Raw genomic sequence first — 18,301 nt, forward strand, 5'->3', positions numbered from 1 at the left:
GCCGATCACAATCCGCCGGTGCTGCGACAGACCGCTTCTCGCGCTCGGGGTGTTAGCTGCCCGTCGGGCAGGCTGGACGTGTCGAAAATCCCGCGGAGTAAGGCGTCGATGAGGGGCCTCCAGTCGCGCTCGGCGTCGTAGGTTTCCGGATGGCGCAGCACACATTCATAATTGCCGCACATGAACGCCATGATCATATGGGTGGCGTCTCGCGCATCGAGTCCGTCGCGAAGCTGGCCGAGCTCGGCGATTTCGTTGCACAATGAAAGCAGCACGGCACGCGCATCCTCGAACATCGCGCGCATCAGCGCATCGGCCGGGTGGCCGTGTTCCGTAACTTCACAACGATGCATCACGATATGGCAGACGGTGCGGTGCTGGGCATCGTTACCCAGCCGCTCCAGACCGTGGCGCATCATTTCGCGCAGCAGCCGAAGCGGTTCGCTGCCGGGGATATGCTGACTCAGACACTGGCACAGATCGCGCAAGGGGAGGTGGGTACGCGACACCATGGCTTCGAGCAGGGCGCGCTTGTCGGCGAAATGCCAGTAGATGGCGCCACGCGTGACTTGCGCTCGCTTGGCGATGCGATCGAGCGATGTCTGCGATACGCCGCGTGCCTGCATCTCGATTTCCGCGGCATCGAGAATGCGTTCGCGCGTCTGTGCGGATTCATCCTTGGTTCGGCGTGCCATCCCGTCTTCACTCGGCCATGCTAATGATTTCATAATAGCGCAAATTGTCACTTACATACATACTCGAATGTATGTATGATTAACACCATGCTCACCTGGTTTTTCGGTTTCCTAGGGAAGACCTCTATGCGTCACTCGTATTCAGCGCCGGCTCGTGGCGGCTCGTTCGGTCTGCGCGCTTCATGGATGCTCGCTTTGACCGTGGCGCTCGCGGCCTGCGGCGGTGAGAGCCCGCAGGGCCAGCAACAACAGCAGCAGCCGCCCGTGCCGGTGGATGTGAAGACGGTGATTCCGCACACCGTGGATGTGATGTCGGAATATCCGGGCCGCGTGCGCGGCCGGCGGACGGTCGAAGTTCGCGCGCGCGTCGAGGGCATTCTCGAACGGCGCTTCTATAACGAAGGCGAGATCGTCGAAAAGGGCGACATGCTCTTCACCATCGATCCCAAGCCATTCCAGGCCGTGGTCAACCAGCGCAAGGCCGAGCTGGCCAGCGCCAAGGCCAGCCTGAATCAGGCGCAGCGGACATGGAATCGCGTGCGTCGTCTCTACGAAGTCGATGCCGTGAGTGAAGCCGAGCGGGACGATTCCCTGTCGCAGCTGGAAACGTCGCGCGCCATGGTGCAGCAGGCTCAGGCCAACCTGGACGCTGCGCAGATCGATCTCGGCTACACCAAGGTCGAAGCGCCGCTGACGGGCGTGACCAGCCTGCGCGATGTGGATGAGGGCGCGTTGGTGAGCAGCGGCACGCAGCTCACGACGATCACCCAGCTCGACCCGGTGCAGATTCTGTTCGCGCTGCCCGAAGACGATGCGATCGCGCGTCGCACCGCGCTTGCGGCCATGGGCAACCGAAGCACCGACGAGCGTACGCGCGAAGCGACGATTATCCTGCCCGACGGCAGCGAGTTTCCGGTCAAGGGGGTCGTGGACTTCACCCAGAGCACCATCAATCCGGAAACCGGCACCGTCCAGCTGCGAGCGGTGGTCAAGAACACCAACAACGCGCTGATGCCGGGCCGGTACGTGCGGGCACGCATCCGTCTGGATACGCGCAACAACGCAATCGTGGTGCCGAACATCGCGGTTTCGGACGGCGAGCAGCAAACACAGGTGTTCATCGTCGAAGACGGTAAGGCGAAACCGGTGTCGGTGGAGCTGGGGCCTGTGGTTGAGGAAGGCCGGCTCGTCGAATCCGGTCTGTCGGGCGGCGAGCAGGTAATCGTATCCGGCCTCGGTCAGGTCAAGCCGGGCGCATCGGTCAAGGCCGAACCTGAGAATGCGTCCAATGGCGCGGGTTCGAACCAGAGCCAGCCGAAAGGCCAGGGCGAGAGCCCCGGCCAGAAGCAGAGTGGACAGGGCGAGTCGGGCACGCAGACGACGGGCGAGTCGGCGTCCTCGGATGATGACGACGCCGCAAGCGATGCCTTGGCCGGCATCGAAAACCCCTCGCTACGGCTTCGGCTGAGCCCGCGTGAGCCGCTACAGACAATGCAGCAGCCGCGTCTGCGCACCAGCGCGCACGGGTATCACGCCGCCGATAATGCGTATGCCGCCAACGTCGGCCGAGGCAGCTAACCATGATCTCGCGTTTCTTCATCGAACGGCCGGTATTCGCGACCGTTCTGTCGATTGTGATCACGCTCGCGGGCCTGATGGCCATGCGCGGCTTGCCGATCTCGCAGTATCCGGACGTGGTGCCGCCGGAGGTCGTCGTGCAGGCGACCTATCCGGGCGCCAGCGCGGAGGATATTGCCGAAACGGTGGCAGCGCCGATCGAGCAGGAGATCAACGGCGTCCAGGACATGCTCTACATGACCTCGACGGCCTCCGACGCCGGGACGCTGCAAATCTCCGTGACCTTCGCGATCGGTACCGATCCGGACCAGAACACGATCAACGTCAACAACCGCGTGCAGGCGGCGCTGTCTCAGCTGCCGCAGACGGTGCGCAATACCGGCGTTCAGGTCGACAAGCGCTCGAGCAACATTCTCACCGTGCTCACGCTGTTCTCGCCGGATCAGAGCTACGACACCACCTATATCAGCAACTATGCGCTGGTGAACATCATCGACGCGCTCAAGCGTGTCGAAGGTGTGGGCGATGCGAGCCTGTTCGGTTCGCAGGATTATTCCATGCGCATCTGGCTCGACCCGAGCAAGATGGCGCGCTATGAGCTCACGCCGGCCGACGTGCAGTCCGCGCTTGCCGAGCAGAACTCGCAGTTCGCGGCCGGCAGCTTCGGCGCCATGCCCAATGCCAACGAGATCGCGTTCACCTATACGGCAAGCACCGAGGGTCGCTTCTCCAACGCCGAGCAGTTCGAGGACATCATCCTGCGCACCGAGGAAAACGGCCAGGTGCTGCGTCTGGGGGATGTGTCGCGTGTCGAGCTCGGGGCGCAGAGCTACAGCACCAGCGGCTCGTTCTCGGGTAATCCGGCGGTTCCGTTTGCGATCTACCTCGCGCCGGGCGCGAACTCGCTGGCCACCGTGGAGCGCATCCGCGCACGCATGGAAGAGCTCGGCGCGAACCTGCCCGACGGGCTGGAATACGAGATTCCGTTCGATACCACTAAGTTCGTCGATGCCTCCATCACGGACGTGGAACACACCTTCATCGAGGCGATCATCCTCGTCGTGCTGGTGGTGTTCCTGTTCCTGCAGAACTGGCGCGCGACGCTGATTCCATTGCTGGCGATACCGGTGTCGATCATCGGCACCTTCGCGGGCATGTTCGCACTCGGATTCTCGATCAACTTGCTGACGCTGTTCGGCTTGATTCTCGCGATCGGTATCGTGGTCGACGACGCGATCATCGTGATCGAGAACGTCGAACGCATTATGGAAGAGGAGGGCAAGTCGCCCAAGCAGGCCGCGATCAAGGCCATGGAGGAAGTCAGCGGCCCGGTGATCGCAGTCGTGCTGGTGCTTTCTGCCGTGTTCATTCCGGTCGGTTTCCTTGGCGGGCTGTCCGGCCAGATGTACCGACAGTTCGCGATCACGATCGCGGTTTCGGTGGCGATTTCTGGCCTGGTGGCACTCACGCTCACGCCGGCCTTGTGCGCGGCCTTTCTCAAGCCGCGCGAAAAGAAACCGAACTGGTTCTTCCGCAAGTTCAATGCGATGTTCGACAAGGCGACGGGGGCCTATCTCTGGGGTGTCGACCTGTTGCTCAAGCGTGTCGTGTTCGGCGTGCTTCTGTTCGTCGGCGTGCTGGTATCGACCTGGCTCGTCTCGACCCAAGTGCCGGGTGGTCTGCTGCCGCAGGAAGACCAGGGCTATATTTTCGCGACCTATACTCTGCCGCCGGGCGCGTCGCTCCAACGCACCGAAGACGTGCGCGACGATCTCATAGACCAAAGCCTTGAGGCCATGCCGGGCGTCGCCGATATTGTTGGCGTTGCCGGCTACGACTTCCTTGCCAGCGCGCGCCGGACCTATTCAGGTATTGCCTTCCTGACGCTCGAGGATTGGGGCGAGCGCACCGGTGACGGCCAGGATTCATTTTCACTCGTCGGCCAGACGTTCGGGTTGGGCGCCGGCATCCCCGATGCGCAGATCATTGCCTTCAATCCGCCGCCGATCATCGGCCTGTCCACGACCGGCGGCTTCGAGGGCTATCTACAAAGCCGTGCGGGCGCGAGCTTCAATGATATCCGCGAGGCGGCCGGACGCGTGGTGGCCGAGGCCAACAAGCGGCCCGAGCTATTGCAGGTGCGTACAACGCTCACCACGAACGTGCCGCGCTACAAGCTCGATGTCGATCGCGAGAAAGCCAAGACGCTGGGCGTGCCGATCGATCAGCTGTTCGCGACCCTGCAGGCGACGTTCGGCTCGCTCTATGTCAATCAGTTCACCTATCTGGGGCGTAACTGGCAGGTCAATATCCAGTCGGACGCGCCGTATCGCGAGAAGCCGGAGGATCTTGCCAAGGTGTTCGTGCGTTCCACTACCACGGGCGACATGATTCCGGTCAGTTCGCTGGTGAGTACGGAGCGCCGCCTGGCCGCGGACGTGGTCGAGCGGTTCAATATCTTCCCGTCGGCCAAGATCCTGGGTTCGCCGGCCCCCGGTTACAGTTCTGGGCAGGCGAATGCGGTGATCCAGTCGGTAGTTTCCGACGTGCTGGGTGGCGAGAATTACCAGTTCAGCTTTACCGGCACCGCCTATCAGGAAGAAACCGCCGCCGGCTCGGGTGGCATTGCGGTGCTGTTCGGCATGGTGATGGTGTTCCTGATTCTCGCCGCGCAGTACGAAAAGTGGACCTTGCCGCTGGCGGTGATTACCGCGGTGCCGTTCGCGGCGCTCGGCGCGTTCGTGGCGGTGTGGCTGCGAGGCATCGACAATAACCTGTATTTCTCCGTCGGTCTGCTGGTGCTCATCGGTCTGGCGGCGAAGAACGCGATTCTAATCGTGGAGTTCGCCGTAATCAGCCGCGATCAAGGCAAATCGCCCGCGGCTGCGGCCTACGAAGCAGCCAAGTTGCGCTTCCGGCCGATCGTGATGACGTCGCTGGCGTTCATCCTCGGCTGTGTGCCGCTGGCCATCGCTTCCGGCGCATCGGCGAATAGCCGTAACGCGATCGGTACGGCGGTGATAGGCGGCATGCTTGCCGCGACGTTCTTTGCGATTCTGTTCGTGCCGATGTTCTACGACCTTGTGGAACGTGGCAGCGCGAAGGTGTCCAGCGTGATTGGGCGTAAGAAAAAAGATGAAGACAACGGCAGGATTGCGAGCAACGCCAACAACGAGGGACATGACAATGCGTAAGGCCATTCTGCTGCTCGCGGTGGCCGGACTGTCGGCGTGTACGCTTGGCCCGGACTACGAGCGCCCGACGATGGATCTGCCGGACTCGGCGCTCGATGCCACGCTGCTGAGCAAGACCCAGCAGGACGCCATGGCCTACTGGTGGACGCGCTATCGCGATCCGGTTCTCAACGAACTGATTGACGACGCGCTGGACGACAACCTCGACGTGGCCCTGCAGGCCGCGCGTTTCCGCGAGGCACGTGCTCAGCTGGGCCTGGCCAACGCCAACCTGTTTCCGTCGATCCAGGGCCAGGCGCAGGCGGCGCGCCAGAAGACCAGCTATCTGGGCGCGAGCAGCGGTGGCAGTGGCGGTGCAGGCGGCGGCCCATCGTCGGGCTCGGGTTCGACCCAGGCGGCCGGGCAGCGCTACAACTACTTCTCGGTCGCGGCCACTCTCAGCTACGAGCTCGATGTGTTCGGAGGGCTGCGCCGTGCCAGTGAACAGGCGCGCGCCCAGCTGCTATCGTCAGCCTATACGCAGGACTCGATCCGCCTCGGCGTGGTCAGCGACGTGGTCACCAACTACATGTCCCTGCGCGCGCTCGAGCGCCAGATCCGGGTCACCCAAGAGACGATCAAGACCCGCCAGAAGGGCCTGGAACTGGATCAGCAGCGCTACAAGTACGGTGCGATCGACAAGCTGACGCTGCTGCAAACGCGCTCCCTGCTGGAGACCGCGCAGGCGCAGCTGCCGCCGTTGCAGCAGCAGGCCAGCGAGCTGCGCTCGTCGCTCGCCGTGCTTACCGGCCATACGCCGCGCGAGATAATGGCCGGATCGAACGTGGAACCGGGTTCGTTCGAGGACGTGCACCTGCCAGAAGACCTGCCGGTCGTCATGCCCTCGTTGCTGGTCGAGCGCCGGCCGGACATCCGAGCCGCGGAGGCGTCCCTGATCGCGGCCAACGCCAGCATCGGGGTCGCCAAGGCGCGGTTCTTTCCGACCTTCGATCTCACGGCGATGATCGGTACCGAAGCGCTCGATGTGGACGATCTGTTCGAGCCGTACTCCGAAACGCAGAGCATTTCCGGTGCGATCACCGCGCCGATCTTCGATTTCGGGCGGCGACAGGCCAACTACGACACCGCGATCGCGCAGAAGGATGCGGCCGAGATCATGTATCGGCAGACGGTGCGCCAGGCATTTTCGGAAGTGCGCGATGCGCTGGTGGCGGTGAACCTCACGGATCGTCGGCTGGAGTCGGTGCAGCGACAGGTCGATGCCTACCGCGAGACGCTGGAACTCGCCAACGTGCGTTATGACGTGGGCCGTACCGCCTATTTCGAGGTGCTTGACGCGCAGCGTCAGCTGTTCAACAGTCAGCTCGACCTGGCGGAGGCAATCCGGGATCGCTTCACCGCGACCGCGAATCTGTTCAAGGCGCTCGGCGGTGGCTGGACAGAAAACAGCGACTCGCTGAACGATGAACTCGAAGCCGCCCGAGACGTGTACCGCAGCGACGAAGACACGCCGCGGGAGGCGTCGGAAGAACCGGCCGCGCAGCCCGTGTCAGAATAGCGGTATCCGCTTCGAGATCTCGCGAGCATCCGTGCCGCAAAGCGCGTCGCACAGCCAACTCTATCGTATCGAATCCCGGAACGGCGCCGCGGCTCTCGTGCTGGGCGGCGACTGGGGAGGCGCGTCGCGATTGCCGACGTCGCAGCGTCTGGTCGCCGAGCTGGTCGCCGCGCGTGGGGACAGTGAAGCGCCTATAACCATCGAGGGGCACGATCTGGAGAGCGCGCACCCGCGCGTGGCCGCGCTCGTCTATGCCGTGAGTCAGGGGTTGCGCAGCCGCGAGATTGCGGTGGCGTTCACCGGCTTGCCGGCAAGCGTGTCGTCTCTGGTCGCGCTTGCGCGCCCACCCGCGGCGGACGCGGCGCCGGGCAGTCGTGCGCACTGGCTCACGCGGCTGGGCGCGGTGGGGCGCAACCGTATGGAAGCGTTCACGCGGGCCGCCGAGATGGTCGGGAACGCCTTCGTGGCCACGCCGCGGCTCAGCGTCGGCAAAGCGCAGGCCCGGTGGGTGGACTTCATGGCGCTGCTGCGCGAGACGGGCGCGTCTTCGTTGCCGGTGGTCACGGTTGTGAATCTGCTGATCGGCGCCGTGCTCGGTTTCGTCGGCGCGGTACAGCTCGCGGCGTTCGGGGCGGGCCTTTATCTGGCTGATCTCGTCGGGATCGCGGTGGCGCGCGAGATGGCGGCGATCATGACAGCGTTCATCATGGCCGGGCGTATCGGGGCGACGTTCGCGGCGCATCTGGCGACCATGGAGGCCAACGAGGAAATCGATGCGCTACGCATGATCGGCGTCTCGCCCTTCGAGTTTCTGGTATTGCCGCGGCTCACAGCGCTTACCCTGATGATGCCGCTGCTGTTTCTCTACGCCGCCGCGCTCGGCATCGGCGGCGGCATGATCGTCGCCGATCTGGTGCTGGATACCTCGCCGGCGAGTTTTCTCGGCCGTCTGCAGGACGCCGTCGCCGCGCGCCACTTCGTGATCGGTTTCGTGAAGGCGGTCTGCTTCGGCATTCTCATCGCGCTCGCCAGCTGTTATCTGGGCATGCGCGCGGGACGCAACGCGGCCGAGGTGGGCCGCGCCGCCACGCGTACCGTTGTGGTGTCGATCATCGGGATCATCGTGATCGACGCCATCTTTGCCTTGTGTACCAACGCGTTGGGGGTCTAGCGATGGCGGTTCTGGATCGAACGCGCCCGCCGGATTCCGGTGTGGTCGTGCGCGACCTCACGCTGGCGTACGGCTCGACGGTCGTTCAGCATGAACTGTCGTTTCATGTGCGCCCGGCAAGCATCTTCGTGATCATGGGCGTGTCGGGCTGCGGCAAGAGTACGTTGCTGCGGCACATGATCGATCTCGAACAGGCGGCGCAGGGCGACATCACCTTCGACGGCCAGCGGCTCTGGACCGAAAACGTCGCCGAGCGCCGGGCGTTGCAACGACGTATCGGTGTGCTGTTCCAGAGCACTGCACTCTGGAGTTCGATGACGGTCGGCGAAAACGTGGGTCTGCCGCTACAGCTGCATACACGCCTGAGCGCTGCGGAAATCCGCGACCAGGTAGCGTTCAAGCTCGCGCTGGTAGGATTGGCCGGCCAGGAGTCGCGCATGCCGAGCGAACTGTCCGGCGGCATGCAGAAGCGGGCCGGCCTGGCCCGTGCGATCGCGTTGGACCCGGACTATCTGTTCCTCGACGAGCCCAGCGCGGGCCTCGACCCGATCACGTCGCAGCGGCTGGATTCGCTGATCATGAATCTGCGCGACGCGCTGCAGCTGAGCGTGATCGCCGTGACCCACGAGCTGCCGAGCATCTTCACGATTGCCGACGACAGTATCTATCTCGACAATGAAAGCCGCCGCGCGATCGCCCACGGCGATCCGCGCGCACTGGCGGCCGACGCGGAACACGCGCGTGTGCGCGCCTTTCTCAATCGCCAGTCGGTGGACGCCAGCACGCGTGCCGAGGGCGACGGTCCGGAGTCTCCGGCCAGATCAGAGGTTCTCTAGATGGCAAGCAATCGCAGCTACACCGTAATCGGGCTGTTCATGTTCGGCGCGATCGCGCTGGTCGTCGTGGGCGTGCTCGCCCTCGGCGGCAATCGTCTGCTGTCCAACAGCCGTCAGGCGATCATCTTCTTCGACCAGTCCGTGCTCGGTCTGAGCAATGGTTCGAAAGTGCTGTTTCGCGGCGTGCAGGTCGGCACGGTCAAGAACGTGCAGCTGCGGCTCGATCCGAACGTGGGCAAGGCGCGTATCGGCGTCACGATCGAGATGGCCGGCAACAACACGGTCATGATGAACGGCTCGCCGACGAGCTCGGACGTGACCACCGAGGAGTTGGTGCGTCGCGGCCTGCGCGCGCAACTCGTCGTCTGGAGTTACGTGACCTCGCAATTGGCCGTGAACCTGGATTTTCAACCCGATACGAAGCCGCGGTTTGTTGCCAACCGCGACGACATGGAGTTGACGGAAATCCCGGCGGTACCCTCCGAGATCGAGCAGCTGAAGGATACGGTGACCGGGCTGCCGTGGAAGGAAACGCTCGAAACGGTGAACGAGACCATGGAATCGGTGGTCACTCTGGCCAACGACATGGATCAGTTGCTCAACCGCATGGGCCCGAATCTCGAAAAGACCACGACGACCACGCGCGAAGCGATCGCGGCCGCGCGTGATGCCGTGTACATGAACAGTCGCCAGTTCGAAAAGACGCTGGAAAGCGTGCGTGCACTTACCGATAACGTGAATACGCAGATCGAATCGCGTGACGAACAGCTCACGCGGCTGCTCGACAATGCCGAAGCGACCAGCGCCAATCTGCAACAGCTCTCGGAGAATCTGGAGGATCTGACCGACCCCAATTCGGGTACGCGCCAGGACGTGGAAAGCGCGATCCGGGATCTGTCGGCCGGTGCGTCCTCCATGCGGCGATTTGCCGAAACACTCGAACGTGATCCCAACGCTTTGCTCTTCGGTGGAGGCCAGCGATGATGACAAGACTAGTGCGTGGCGGTGTGACTGCGCTGTTCGTGGCGACCACTGCGGCCTGTAGTGGTGTACCGCCGTTACAACAGGTTTTGCTATCACCGCCGCAGACCGCCCGCGCGAACAGTCAGGCGAGCAGTTGGCAGGTGCGCCGGGTACGTGTACCGGAATATCTGGACAACTATGATATTCAGCTGCGTACCGATGAGTACGTGCTTACGCGTATGCCGAATGCAAAATGGGCGGAGCGGTTGCCGGTGGCTATGACACGGCTGCTGCAGCAGACCATCGACGAAAAACTCGTTGGCAATCGGGGGCGCGACTACGAAGTGGATGTCGTGGTCGATGCCTTCGAGCCACAGCCGTCCGGGCAGGTGGTGCTTGCTGCGCGCTGGAAGGTCACCCAATCGAAATCCGAAACCGTGGTCGCTCGCGATAACACCGTGATCCAGCAGGCATTGCCGGCCAGGCCACGCGATGCGGCGGCGATTGGTCAGGCTATGTCGGATGCGGTCCGGGAACTTGCATTCGAAATTGTCGCCAAGGCGGGCTGATACGGCGGGCGTCGCGGATCGCCCATCTGCGTTGAGTCGAGAAACTCGATAGTCGCGTTATTCGGCAGGAGCGCACACAAAAAAGGCCGCCCAACTGGGCGGCCTTTTTCTTTATGGCCTCGCTACAGGCTAGGCCAGCGTTAGAAATGCATGCCGAACGACAGCTGATAGAGCACGGCCTTGAAGTCGTTCGTGGAGCTTACGGTACCCACATTGATCGGCCCGACCGTCGGGCTAAGATTGGGCGCGTTGACCACGATATTGTTCACCTTGGCTTCCACCTCGGCACAACCGACGTACTTCACATCGGCCGTCAGGAACATCTTCTCGGTCAGCTTCATGTCCATGCCGAGCTGGCCCACACAGGCGACCGGCTTGGTCAGGTTCAGCGTCGGCTCGTTGCCATAGGCGTTGAGCACTTCGTTGTTCACGTCGGTGTCATAGGTGTAGAGATACATCGCGCCGGCGCCGATATAGGGCTGGAACATCGTGTCCACCCACGGCCGGTAGACGATGGTCAGGTTGGGCGGCAGCGCCTTGAGGGTACCGATGGACTGACCCAGCGGTGGAATCCCTGTTTGCAGGCCGCCATTCGTTTCGGGCGCGAGCGATTCGTCGATCGCATTCTTGCTGACTTCGAAGTCCAGCTTGAGCGGCGGCGCGAGTGTGACTTCCATGGCCAGATGCTTGCCGGTCTTCGGAATATACATACCGAAGGTGCCGCCGAGCGTGGTGAGGTTGCCGGTGGACGAGCCCGTGTGGTCCAGGCGGCTTTCACCGGACCCGAAGCCCTGGGCTGCCAGGCCCTGGGCGTTTTCGACCTTGAGTCGTGAGCTGGTGCCGTAGTACTGGAAGTGCAGTACGCCGACACGGAAATAGCTGTTGTTCTTCGTATATTCAAAGACCTGGTGCAGCAGGCTGCCCTTGTCCTCGACGGTATCGGACGAATCGTCGTCGCGCATCTGGCCTTGAGCGAGGGCACTGCCCGCGGCAAGCAGGCTGGCGCAGCCCAGAATCGCAACGGCCGCTCGCTTCCCCAGCGCACGACGTACGGACATGTTGTCCTGAATCATCTCCCTTCTCCTTGTCTCGTTTGTCTTGTAGAGAGTCAGGATCCCGGCCGCTCCCCGCGGCCGGGATCGATCATCGAGCGCTAGCGGTTAGCGATCCGGGAATTCCCGGCCGCCGTGGGTGGGTGAACCTGCCAGCTGGAAGTTCAGGTTGCCCGGATCAATCGTGGCTGTAACCGGCAGCAACCCCAGCGCGGTGGCTTCGAGTTCGATCGTGTTCGTGTTCTTCAGCGAGATCACGAGACGGCCGTTCTGCTCGAACGTTACAGGGCCGACGATATTCGCCGGGAACGACTGTTGATCGACGCTTGCGCCTTGGCCGTCGGGGGCATTCGCGACCAACGACAACGACGCGACGAAGCAGGGTTCGAAGTCGTAAGGCAGGCCAGCGATAGAACCGCGGCATTTTTCGACGATATACCCAGTCTGTGCGACGCCGTCTGCAACATCCTCGCCGGAATCGTTCGGGAATCGAAGCAGAATGCGTCCCGTTTGTACGGGCTCCAGCAGGCCGTCGAGGCCGGCTTGAGCCAGAATGCCATCGACGATACTGCCAACGCCTGCGAGTGCATCGCCTATCGTGCCGGTGCCTTGCCCGCCGGTCAGGATTGTGTCGGCGAGATTGCCGAGCGAACCCAGCGTGCTACCCAGTAAGCCTAGGTCAGCCAAGTTGGCTGTGTCGCCGCCAAGCGCTTCGCTAGCACCATCCAACACTTCGGTGAGCGGATTGGTCAGGGCGCTGACACCGATATTGACGCTGGTCAGCGAATTGATGCCACCCGGCAACAACTCCACCTGAATGCACGCATCAGTTTCGACTGAGAGCGTGCCGGTCGCGAAGTTGCTTAGCTCCTCCTGGCAGCTGTCCTGAGAGTCGCCGATGATGATCGGCCGGGTCAGGGACAGGTAGGAGTTGTAGTCCGAGCCAAGGATGGTAACGATGCTCCGGTTGCCCGGTTGTGCATTCTCTCCATCGTCAAACTGGCCGTTACCGTTGGTATCGGCTTCCGGCAGGGTGAACTGGTTCGCGTAGTATTTCTGGGTCGGGGCCACGGCATCGAACGGCATCACGATGCTCGGGCCGCCGGCGGCAGGTGTCAGAGCTGATGCGGTCGTAGAACCGGTGCCGTTCAACGGATCGGTATTCAGCGCCGCGCCGTCCGCATCCTGAATCTGGTTGACACCGGTACATACCGTACCGTCGGTACCGCAGATCACGATCCAGTAACGCGTGCCCTCTTCGAAGGGCGAACTCGGCCGGAACGAGAACGAGCGGGTATAAATGCCGTTGCCGCCCAGATCGCCGCTGCTGCCGGTGCTATTGCCAAACGCCAGTTCGCCGGGAACCACCCCTTCGCACTGCGTGCCGTTCATGCGCTGAACGGCCATGGTTGCCGTAGCGCTGTTACCCGCCGGCGGGCCATTGCCAGCCAGACAACCGTCGGCAAGAACGATCGAGTCGGTTCTGACGAACTTCGAGAAGAAACCGTCGATCGCGACATTGGCTGGATTTTCGAATACCGGGAAGTTGGTCGATTCGGAACCGTCGGCCGGATCGTCGCCGACGCAATGCCCGGCAGTTGCGCCGTCTGCCTGCGTCTGGAAGTTGCCGCCTTCCAGTGCGCAAGGAACGCCGGGTGAAAGCGTGCCCAGCAGTGGCGGTGTCGAGTCGGTCAACACCTGCGGTTCGGTAGTGAAGGCAATCGTCTGACCGGGGCCGAGCGTGTTTTCGAAACTCACCGGGTTACCGGCCAGGTCCTTGGGCCGACTCTCCTCAATCTGGTTGATGACGAGCCGGTATTGGCTGTCCGGTGTGAGCAGGTCTGCGGGATCGATGACCACGCTGAAGCCTTCCACTCGGTAGGTGGCCGCGACGCGCTCGCCATTTTCATCCTGTAGTTCGATGCTGTCGGCAGTCACTGTAGCCGGATTCAGCGGCTCGCTGAACGTAATCGCGGGACTCGAGTCGATCGGAAAGCTGTTGACCGAGACACCCAGACCACCGTTGGGTGGCGGATTACCAGTCAAGGTTGCTTGGCAGAAGGCTTCCGGGAAGGACGTGGGATTCGCGGGCGCGGGATTCGTCTGCGTGGGCGTGTAGAAACCCGTATAACCCGGTGAGCCGAACGCATACAGACAGGCGCTGGGCGACTGGGCTGTCACGATCGGGGCGATCGTATCGGCCACCAATTTATCCTGCTGTTCGAAGGCCTCGTTGGGCAGCAACAACGTGAGTTCGAGATCCACGGTTGCATTGTCGGTACGGTTTACGTTGATTGGAAAAGTACCCAGGGTGGCAATCTTGAGATCGCCATTCGGCATGGGGGTCGCCAGACCGGCCGCTTGGATGTTCAGCGCGCTCTGGTTGAAGACACCGTTGGCGAGCGACTGCCTGATGTTTTCAGGCGTGCCGGCAGCTTCCGTGATGAGCGTGCCAATGCCGAGGTCGAAACGCAGACGAACAGCCGTGGGCGCTTCGATATTGCGGTAGTCGTTCGACATGAGGGTCACGTCGACGTCGCTGATGAAGTTGACATCGATCGGGCCACTCGGGTTAATCGAGGTTTCCACATCGCCGTTCAAAAACAGACGAAGTCCGGTCAGCTGAATCTTCTGGCCGGCGCGGATGGTGGCCGGGATGACATCGCCGAAGCCCTGCGCGCCGGATTTCGGAAGCTCGGTCTGAACGGTATTACGCTGGGGAGAAGCGCTTGCCGGCTGGTCGTTAGAGCCGATCAGCTGGGAGTCGATGTTGACGTTGTTGATCGCCAGACCGTTAAGGCTGTTGGCTGGCAGATCGCCGACGTTATCCTCCGAAGGGGTGAGCTCAAGGTTGGCCTTGATCAGCTCCCCCGGATCGATAACGCTACGCGTTGCCGTATAGGCGCTGGTCAGGGTCTTGCCGAACTGCGACGTGACGGAGGGGGCGACCGTGATCGTGTAGTTGCCGGCTTCCAGATCGTCGATCGGGTCGAATACCAGATAACGACCCAGCGCAGTAATACGGCCTTCCACAGGACCGTTGTCGCCGGTGACGGTGAAGCTCTCGGCATCCACGGTTGCCGGGTCGACCGGTTCGTTCAGAATGACGCGGAACGTACTGAACGTCGTGACAATCGACGTACGATCAGTGACCGGATTGGTGTCGCCCGGGGTCGTGCTCACAACCTCGAGGTTGTCGCTGTCGGCCGGGCGCCCTTCGGCAGGACGCGTGGTGAACTGGAACAATGTGTCGCCGTCGGCGAACGCGGTGTTGCCGCCGGAAAGGCTGCGCGTAGCAACGACCGAATAGGTCTGAGCCGGCTGCAGGTCGCCTGTGTAGGTCAAACGCAGGATATTCGGCTGATCTTCATCCTGCTCGACCGCGATCTGCGGCTGCGCAGTCTCACCATCGATTTGTAGTTCCAGCGCGTTTTCGGTGCGGCCGGAGACTTCGCCATCGAAGTTCACGACCATCTGGGTATCGAGTACGACATCCTGCTGGCCGTTGAACGGGTAGGTAAAGTTCAGTCCGCTTGCGGTGACTTCGTCACGCGGGTTCGGCTCACCATTGTCGCCGCCGCCGCCGCTGGAACAGGCGGGCAGAACGGCCGCTGCCGCGATGAGAAGTGCTGCGACCGCGAGGCGGCCGGAGCGCGGATGGCGCGCGGTGTAGGCGCGGGCGAGCGTCATGGTGTCCGAATTCTGAGCAGAATCGGCACAACGCATCCGACGGGAATGCATCGATAGCACGGCTTTGTCTCCCTTGCTGTGTGGCGTGTCAATTGCGACACGCGTTCTTTTTAGAATACCCCGAAAGCGACAATAAACTAGATTCGAACTGCACGCCACCCGTGCCGGGAAAATATTGAATGCAATAGAATTTGTCGCATTGCAGCAATCGGGCAGGGAGGTCTCGCCACGTGTTCGGCGGCCCGTAATTAAAGGATTTCGGGGACGGTTTTCCCTGCGAGACCCTGTCATCGGTTCGTTGCTGCGGTCGGCATTACGAACGCCGTTGATGCGGCGGTGCGCTTGTGCACGCATCGCTGCGCGCAAACTTTTTCGCAATAGCGGCTTTCGCGACCTGGCTCAGACGTTTTTCGAAAGGCCCGCCAAGACGTTGATTCACGATCGATTCCGCGGCCCTGATGCCGCGGGGCGAGATCGCGTAGCCCTGCTTTTATCAGGCCGCGCGCGAGCTGTCGTCGTTGTTTTTCTTGCGCACGGACCGCATTTCGGCGGGATCGAAATCATCCACGCTTATGACGGCCATTTGCAGCGCGTAGAGTTCGCGCATGCGTTCGGTCTCGCTTTCGTCGAACACATGGGCCGCCAGCGCTTGCTCGATCTGATCGCGGGGGTGGTCGGCGGTGATGCGGCCGTCCTTGCCGGCTTTGGTCATTTCCCCGAGGAGATCCGAGCAGCCGATCGTGGCCTGCATGGCGCGCTCGAACAGAGCGATACCCTCGGATTCGTTCTGCGAGATATAGCAGCGGGGTGTCAGGCGATCGCGGGTCTTGCCGGGCGTCTGCAACAGCTGCGCGATGCGCTGACCAAGCGCGTCGCCGGGCACACGCGCATGCAGGCCGAGCGGGAATATGAGAAAGCCCGCGAGCCAGGCGGCGGGCCGGTTCGGCAGATGCCGTATCACGCCCGCCATGCGTGATTCGATGGTGGCAAAGGCGTCTTCGCACACCCATTGCACCAGCGCCAGGTCCTCGGCGTGGGCGCCGTCTTCGGCGTACCGTTTGAGTGTGGCGCTGGCGATATACAGTTGTGACAGCACGTCGCCCAGACGTGCGGACAACGCTTCCCGAAACTTCAGGCTGCCGCCCAGCGTGGCCATCGCGATATCCGAAAGCAGGGCGAGGTTGGCCGAGTAGCGATTCATGGCCCGGTAATAGGGCGCGAGTTCGGCGACCTTGCCCGCGGTCGTGCCGCGACCGCCGGTGAACCCCATGACGAGCGATCGTGCCGCGGCGGCAAGGTCATGGCCGATGTGGCTGTAGAAGATGTCGTCGAAATCGGCGAGTGCGGCGTCGCGATCCGGGTTGTTGGCGGCCTCGATCTCGTCGAGCACGTAGGGATGACAGCGGATCGCGCCCTGGCCGTAGATCATCATGCTGCGCGTGAGGATGTTGGCGCCTTCGACGGTGATGTTGACCGGCGCGGCCTGGAAGCTGCGTGCTACCGGATTGCCGGGCCCGAGCATGACGGCCTTGCCGGCGTGGACATCCATCGCATCCTTGGCGACGTCCTGGGCCATAGTGGTCACGTGATATTTGGCGATCGCGGAGGCCACGGACGGTTTCTCGCCCAGATCGACCGCGTTCGACGTGAACCGGCGCACGGATTCGCAGGCATAGGTCTTGCCGCCGATCCGTGCGAGTGCTTCCTGAATGCCCTCGAACGCGCCGATGGAGACATTGAACTGGCGGCGCACGACCGCGTAGGCGCCGGTCAGGCGCGCGTTGGAGATCGCATCGCCGGTCGAGCCGGACGGCAACGAGATGGAACGGCCGACCGACAGGCACTCCATGAGCATCCGCCAGCCCTGGCCGATCATGTCCGGGCCGCCGATGATGGTGTCGAGCGGCACGAACACGTCGGTACCCCAGGTCGGGCCGTTCTGGAACGGCGCGCTGGCGGGGAAATGCCGGCGCCCGCTATGCACGCCGGGGGTGTCGGTTGGAACCAGTGCACAGGTCACCCCGAGTTCGGTCTCGCCGCCGAGCAGTCCGTCCGGGTCGTACATCTTGAAGGCCAGCCCGAGCACGGTCGCTACCGGCGCGAGCGTGATATAGCGTTTCTCCCAGGTGAGTTTCATGCCCAGGATCTCTTCGCCGTTCCATTCGCCCTTGCAGACGACGCCCCGGTCGGGAATCGCGCCCGCGTCGGAGCCCGCATGGGGGCTGGTCAAGCCGAAACAGGGAATTTCGTCGCCCACGGCGAGTCGCGGCAGGTAGTGGTCTTTCTGCGATTCGGTGCCGTAGTGCATCAGCAGTTCGGCCGGCCCCAGCGAGTTGGGTACTGCCACGATCGGCCCGACGGTGCCGCCGGCCGGACCGCTACCGACCTTGGCCAGCACGCAGGAATGCGCATACGCCGAGAATTCCAGACCGCCATAGCGCTTGGGGATGATCATGCCCCAGAACCGGTTTTCCTTGATGAACTGCCAGGCCTCGGGCGAAAGATCGGCGTCTTCGTGCGTGATCTGCCATTCGTCGCACAGGTCCAGCAGCTGCTGGACCGGGCCGTCGAGAAACGCCTGTTCTTCTGCGGAAAGTTCGGCCGCGGGCAGGCGCTCGAGCCGACGCCAGTTCGGCGCGCCGGAGAACATCTCGCCTTCCCACCAGACGGTGCCGGCATCCAGCGCGGTGCGTTCGGTGGCCGAGAGCGTCGGCAGTACCTTGCGAAAGATATCGAGCACCGGACGTGTGATGTAGGGCCGGCGTATTGCGGTCACGTTGAGCGGAACCGCGACGGCGAGAAACACCAGCCAGAGCACGAGGCCTCCGGCCCAGCCGGTGCTGGTGAGCGTGCAGGCGGCCAGCAGCAGGGCGGTTACGGCCGTGGCGGTCTTGAGCCCCACGCGGTTGTAGGCCAGCGCGACGAATGCGCCAAGGAACACGACGATCCAGACGATTGCGGTCATGACAAGGCTCCAGGGCCGGGCCAAACCGGC

The 18,301-nt window shown here is 62.8% G+C and carries 11 protein-coding genes; 7 read left to right on the forward strand and 4 right to left on the reverse strand.

The window, feature by feature from the left end:
* Nucleotides 1-5: 5 nt before the first annotated feature.
* On the reverse strand, nt 6-695 hold the full coding sequence (locus J7355_RS06735) for a TetR family transcriptional regulator (RefSeq protein ID WP_209061117.1): 690 nt from the start codon (nt 693-695) through the stop codon (nt 6-8).
* Between the two features lie 126 nt (nt 696-821).
* On the opposite strand from J7355_RS06735, the gene J7355_RS06740 reads away from it, so the two are divergent.
* Genes J7355_RS06740 through J7355_RS06770 form a run of 7 tightly spaced genes read left to right on the forward strand, consistent with a single transcriptional unit; the run spans nt 822 to nt 10,564 of the window.
* Complete coding sequence (locus tag J7355_RS06740) at nt 822-2,273, forward strand: efflux RND transporter periplasmic adaptor subunit (RefSeq protein WP_209061118.1); 1,452 nt, start codon at nt 822-824, stop codon at nt 2,271-2,273.
* A gap of 2 nt (nt 2,274-2,275) precedes the next feature.
* The gene (locus tag J7355_RS06745) at nt 2,276-5,467 is read left to right on the forward strand and encodes a multidrug efflux RND transporter permease subunit (RefSeq protein WP_209061120.1); all 3,192 of its coding nucleotides are present in this window, start codon (nt 2,276-2,278) and stop codon (nt 5,465-5,467) included.
* Entirely contained in the window at nt 5,460-7,025 is a 1,566-nt protein-coding gene (locus J7355_RS06750) for an efflux transporter outer membrane subunit (protein WP_209061122.1), read from the forward strand. Before J7355_RS06745 ends, J7355_RS06750 begins: the two co-directional genes overlap by 8 nt.
* A 31-nt stretch (nt 7,026-7,056) precedes the next feature.
* Nucleotides 7,057-8,196, forward strand: coding sequence for an ABC transporter permease (locus J7355_RS18015; protein ID WP_209061124.1), 1,140 nt, complete (start codon nt 7,057-7,059; stop codon nt 8,194-8,196).
* 2 nt (nt 8,197-8,198) lie between these two features.
* Nucleotides 8,199-9,032 (forward strand): ATP-binding cassette domain-containing protein, encoded by an 834-nt coding sequence (locus J7355_RS06760; protein WP_209061126.1) that lies wholly within the window; start codon nt 8,199-8,201, stop codon nt 9,030-9,032.
* Nucleotides 9,033-10,016 (forward strand): MlaD family protein, encoded by a 984-nt coding sequence (locus J7355_RS06765; RefSeq protein WP_209061127.1) that lies wholly within the window; start codon nt 9,033-9,035, stop codon nt 10,014-10,016. It abuts the gene before it with no gap.
* Nucleotides 10,013-10,564 (forward strand): PqiC family protein, encoded by a 552-nt coding sequence (locus J7355_RS06770; RefSeq protein ID WP_209061129.1) that lies wholly within the window; start codon nt 10,013-10,015, stop codon nt 10,562-10,564. Before J7355_RS06765 ends, J7355_RS06770 begins: the two co-directional genes overlap by 4 nt.
* A 140-nt stretch (nt 10,565-10,704) precedes the next feature.
* Here J7355_RS06770 and J7355_RS06775 read toward each other — a convergent pair whose 3' ends face one another.
* The 3 genes from J7355_RS06775 to J7355_RS06785 all read right to left on the reverse strand — a co-directional run bounded on the left by J7355_RS06775 (nt 10,705) and on the right by J7355_RS06785 (nt 18,271).
* Nucleotides 10,705-11,637 carry an OmpW family protein gene (locus J7355_RS06775; protein ID WP_209061132.1) on the reverse strand — a complete coding sequence of 311 codons (933 nt, stop codon included), beginning with the start codon at nt 11,635-11,637 and terminating at the stop codon, nt 10,705-10,707.
* Between the two features lie 87 nt (nt 11,638-11,724).
* Nucleotides 11,725-15,306 carry an Ig-like domain-containing protein gene (locus J7355_RS06780; protein ID WP_209061133.1) on the reverse strand — a complete coding sequence of 1,194 codons (3,582 nt, stop codon included), beginning with the start codon at nt 15,304-15,306 and terminating at the stop codon, nt 11,725-11,727.
* A gap of 493 nt (nt 15,307-15,799) precedes the next feature.
* Nucleotides 15,800-18,271: an acyl-CoA dehydrogenase gene (locus J7355_RS06785; RefSeq protein ID WP_209061135.1), complete on the reverse strand. Its 2,472-nt coding sequence runs from the start codon at nt 18,269-18,271 to the stop codon at nt 15,800-15,802.
* Between the last annotated feature and the right edge of the window lie 30 nt (nt 18,272-18,301).

The organism is Endozoicomonas sp. G2_2 (genome assembly GCF_017744135.1).
Lineage (GTDB): Bacteria > Pseudomonadota > Gammaproteobacteria > Nevskiales > Salinisphaeraceae > Salinisphaera.

Coding starts and splice junctions, on each gene's coding strand:
- J7355_RS06785 (WP_209061135.1), bottom strand. CDS start 18,271: ATGACCGCAATCGTCTGGATCGTCGTGTTCCTTGGCGCATTCGTCGCG.
- J7355_RS06780 (WP_209061133.1), bottom strand. CDS start 15,306: ATGACGCTCGCCCGCGCCTACACCGCGCGCCATCCGCGCTCCGGCCGC.
- J7355_RS06760 (WP_209061126.1), top strand. CDS start 8,199: ATGGCGGTTCTGGATCGAACGCGCCCGCCGGATTCCGGTGTGGTCGTG.
- J7355_RS06770 (WP_209061129.1), top strand. CDS start 10,013: ATGATGACAAGACTAGTGCGTGGCGGTGTGACTGCGCTGTTCGTGGCG.
- J7355_RS06740 (WP_209061118.1), top strand. CDS start 822: ATGCGTCACTCGTATTCAGCGCCGGCTCGTGGCGGCTCGTTCGGTCTG.
- J7355_RS06775 (WP_209061132.1), bottom strand. CDS start 11,637: ATGATTCAGGACAACATGTCCGTACGTCGTGCGCTGGGGAAGCGAGCG.
- J7355_RS06765 (WP_209061127.1), top strand. CDS start 9,033: ATGGCAAGCAATCGCAGCTACACCGTAATCGGGCTGTTCATGTTCGGC.
- J7355_RS06750 (WP_209061122.1), top strand. CDS start 5,460: ATGCGTAAGGCCATTCTGCTGCTCGCGGTGGCCGGACTGTCGGCGTGT.
- J7355_RS06735 (WP_209061117.1), bottom strand. CDS start 695: ATGGCACGCCGAACCAAGGATGAATCCGCACAGACGCGCGAACGCATT.
- J7355_RS06745 (WP_209061120.1), top strand. CDS start 2,276: ATGATCTCGCGTTTCTTCATCGAACGGCCGGTATTCGCGACCGTTCTG.